The sequence below is a fragment of the Desulfobulbaceae bacterium genome (assembly GCA_015231515.1).
Lineage (GTDB): Bacteria > Desulfobacterota > Desulfobulbia > Desulfobulbales > VMSU01 > JADGBM01.
Genome location: JADGBM010000191.1, coordinates 1 through 3,581, shown reverse-complemented (window position 1 = coordinate 3,581; position 3,581 = coordinate 1). Strand labels below are relative to the sequence as shown.

At 47.1% G+C, this 3,581-nt stretch carries 6 protein-coding genes; 3 read left to right on the top strand and 3 right to left on the bottom strand.

Translation table 11 applies throughout. The features are described from left to right. The first annotated feature begins 79 nt into the window (after positions 1–79). Entirely contained in the window at positions 80–715 is a 636-nt protein-coding gene (locus HQK80_15995) for a lysophospholipid acyltransferase family protein (GenBank protein MBF0223695.1), read from the top strand. Between the two features lie 66 nt (positions 716–781). On the opposite strand, the gene HQK80_15990 is transcribed toward HQK80_15995, so the two are convergent. The 3 genes from HQK80_15990 to HQK80_15980 form a co-directional block, all read right to left on the bottom strand. Then, positions 782–1,339 (bottom strand): outer membrane lipoprotein carrier protein LolA, encoded by a 558-nt coding sequence (locus tag HQK80_15990; GenBank protein ID MBF0223694.1) that lies wholly within the window; start codon positions 1,337–1,339, stop codon positions 782–784. Positions 1,340–1,405: 66 nt separating this feature from the next. Continuing rightward, positions 1,406–2,146: a 3-oxoacyl-ACP reductase FabG gene (fabG, locus tag HQK80_15985; GenBank protein ID MBF0223693.1), complete on the bottom strand. Its 741-nt coding sequence runs from the start codon at positions 2,144–2,146 to the stop codon at positions 1,406–1,408. Beyond that, positions 2,136–2,585: a hypothetical protein gene (locus HQK80_15980; protein ID MBF0223692.1), complete on the bottom strand. Its 450-nt coding sequence runs from the start codon at positions 2,583–2,585 to the stop codon at positions 2,136–2,138. Before HQK80_15980 ends, fabG begins: the two co-directional genes overlap by 11 nt. Before the next feature lie 214 nt (positions 2,586–2,799). On the opposite strand from HQK80_15980, the gene HQK80_15975 reads away from it, so the two are divergent. Together HQK80_15975 and HQK80_15970 are read left to right on the top strand one after the other, a co-directional pair. Then, positions 2,800–3,066, top strand: coding sequence for an acyl carrier protein (locus HQK80_15975; protein MBF0223691.1), 267 nt, complete (start codon positions 2,800–2,802; stop codon positions 3,064–3,066). After that, positions 3,063–3,581, top strand: a 519-nt coding sequence (locus tag HQK80_15970; protein MBF0223690.1) for a 3-oxoacyl-ACP synthase, incomplete at its 3' end; no start/stop codon positions are given. The genes HQK80_15975 and HQK80_15970, both read left to right, overlap by 4 nt.

Here is a 3,581-nt window from a genome sequence, read left to right as displayed (position 1 = left end):
CTTCTTCCACCTCTACTGTACATTCCGGCAATACCAAAATTTTACAGCTGTCTATTTTGACCGGCTGCAGACCAAAGATATGGGTTCCATTGCCTGCAGATCGACAGGCCTGGCGCACCTTGAACAGGCCCTGGCCGGAGAAGGCGGCGTGCTTCTGATGTCGCATTTAGGCAATTGGGAGATGGCGGCTCACCTTCTGCAGTCGCAATATAACAACCTGAAATTACTGCTCTACATGGGGATCAAGGAGAAAGAGGATATTGAAGGTATCCAGAAGCAAAGTTTACGAAAATCAGGAATCACCATAGTTGGCATCGACAGAGATGGCGGCTCCCCATTTGATGTGGTTGACGGAATCCAATTCATAAAATCAGGTGGTCTGGTCTCTTTGGCGGGTGATATCGTCTGGCGAAAGGAACAGCGCAGAGTTCAGGTGAAATTCCTTGGCCATTGCGCCTATCTGCCGGAAGCGCCTTTTGTCTTTGCACTGGTATCTGGTGCACCGCTCTACATTTTTTTTACTTTCGGAAACAAAAAGGACGGCTACCATTTCACCCTCTCTAAACCTATTTACATCAAGCCAACTTCAAGGGCACAACGGGGTGAGTCAATCCGCAATGCTGCTCAACAATATGCAGATCTGCTGGAAGAGAGCCTAAAACAACACCCTTTTGAGTGGTACCACTTTGATCGCTTTGTCGATGAGTGTGTCTGATGGGACAAACAGTTATTTTGTTCGAGAGTTCTCTGTAACAACAGTGTATGTTTTTCTGGAAAGATATCACTTAAGTCGGCCACTTTCTCCTGTTTCAGGTAAGCTTATGCGGATTTTAAAAAACGTTGTCTTTACAGCACTGCTGCTTTTTTTCCCTTCGGGTTGGGCTTTTGCTCTGCCTTCTGGCATTGATTGTCCGAGTGGCGCTCTTAAATTTGGCATGTCGACGGCATTGAAGGTAGGGTTGTCAGTGAAGCGGCCATTAAGCCAATGGGTAATCTCCTGGAGAACAATCTGCATGGATTCCAGGCTGATCCCTTGCTCCAGAACGAGTTCGTCATCTCTTTGAATATATTTTTTGCTCCTGCCATTATGCATGAGCAACAGGCTTTTTACCGGTGATGCATACTCCCAGCGCAAAGAGCCGGGTGCTTGATAAATAAAGAATCCCTTTGAAATGATTGGCCGGGCCAGAATCTTCAGATGCTTTTCCTGGGTGAACTCAGCCCGGACAGCTTTAAGCTGGCGGGCATTTTGACTGATTGTTTCCCACTCCCCAGCCTGACAGAAAGATGTCAGGCTAAGCAATATCAGTAAAAAAAAGCTGGTGAATTGTGTTTTCATAAATTGAATACTGGAATCGTAAAACTGATTAATTCGGCTTCCAACGAACTGAACACCTATGGTTCTTTAAAACATGCCGCCGTTCACAGATATAACCTGGCCGGTGACGTAGGAAGCGTCATCAGAGCAGAGAAATCGAACCACTTTGGCAACCTCATCCGGTTTACCGATTCGGGCCATAGGGATCATGGTTTTAATGTTTTCAATGGGAGCCGCTTTAATCATTTCGGTATCAATAAGCCCTGGAGCAACAACATTAACTCGGATGCCCATACGGGCGACTTCGCTAGCCACAGCCTTGCTGGCGGCGGTCAGCCCGGCCTTGGCGGCAGAGTAATTTGCCTGGCCGCGATTTGCCATGAGCGCTGCAGCTGAAGATATGGAAACAATCACACCTTGCCTCTTACGCACCATTTTTTCCAGTACCGGTTGGGTCAGGTTGTAAAAACCGTCCAGGCTTGTACTAATAACTTTCTGCCAGTTCTCCTTGGGCATCATTACAAAGAGGCCATCGGCAATGATTCCGGCGTTGTTGATCAGGATATCGATGCCGCCATGTCGTTGGGCAACATCATCGATTACAATGCTGACGGCTTGGGTGTCACGGACATCAAATTGGCATATCTCACCGGCGCTGCCGGCTTCTATGACCATCGCAAGGGTTCGCTCTGCCCCAGCCTTGTCTGACATGTAATTGATGATAAGGTAACAACCGGACTTGGCAAGTTCAATGCAGATGGCTCTGCCTATTCCCTTGCTGGCCCCGGTCACAATGGCTACTTTTTTTTCAGTGGTTTCAGATCTCATTTTGGGGCGCCTGGAATAATTGTAAGGTTATCTCTCCGATAATATCGCTGCCTAACCAGGAAACGCTGGAGGTGACCCGGAGATTGTCATATTTATTAGAGTTCTCGGATCTGGTAATAATTTTGCTGTGCAGTGGTATGCACTCTATGTTGAAAACAGCCTTTTTCACACCCACAAGCCAGCCCATCGAAACTGAATGAAGACCTTTTTTGGTGATTCTGTCCCAGCCGTTGCAAACGCCGGCACTTTGGGCCGCTAGTTCCACCAGGATAAGGGGCTGAACGCCATTAGCAGTCAGCAGCGGCCATGATTCTTTGACAAATGCTGCGGTAACAGCATACTCTTTTTCTATCTCAACGATGTGATCAATAAGGACCATATGCCCACGGTGTGGGATCAGGTCCTCAATCTTGATTTCAGTAAAGTCGTGCTCAGCCATAGAAGAGAAAAGGAAGAATCGTTGTCGTTTAGAAAAACAATAGTGAAATCACAGCAAATGAGATGACAAAAAAAACAGGTTATTATATAACACCAATTGCTTTCTGGTTCAATTCAAACCGTAAACCGCAACCTTAAAGCTGTTGGCATCAGGGGTTGGTCGATGCTTGCCGGCAGTTTAATATGATCCTGGAACTGGACTTTTCAAAAAGATAATGGATGAATTATTAAGAGATTTAAAAATAAAACTTATTGCCGCCCTTAATCTTGTGGATGTGAATCCTGATGATATTGATGAAAATGCCCAGTTTGTCGGTGGTGAACTTGGGATTGACTCGATCGATGTTCTTGAAATGGTGGTCATGATTGAAAAAGAGTACAAGGTTACGATCAACAACAAGGAAATCGGGGAGAAAGTCTTCTCTACTCTGACAAGCCTTGCCCAATACATCAGAGAAAATTCTTCAACGGTACCTTCTTGACCGGCGAGAGAGTTTTTATTGCCGGAATGGGGATTGTCTCTCCGCTCGGGTCAGGCCTCACTGCCACAGAACAGGCGCTTTGGGACAACCACAGTGCTATCAGGCCGCTACAACTGTTTTCTCTCAGGCAAAATACCCCGCTCCCAGTTGGAGAAGTCGATACTTTTCTGCCAGATGACCCTCTTCCCCGAACGCATCAGCTTGCTCTTTCTGCCGCAGCTCAGGCAATGCAAAATTCCGACCTGCCACCTGATGCCGTAGTATTAGGGACCACAACCGGTGGCATACTTTCTACCGAAATGTTGCTGCTTAAAGGAGAACAACGCCCCCAATTTTATCACTATCACGGCTTAAGCACTGTGAGTGAAGAAGTTGCCAATCGGTATGGCTGTGTGGGCCCTGCCCTTACAGTTTCAACGGCCTGCTCTTCCGGTGCAGTGGCTATAAAAATAGCCTTGGAGATGCTAAAGTCAGGAGAGGCCGATCGGGTTCTGGTCGGTGGCGTTGATTCTCTT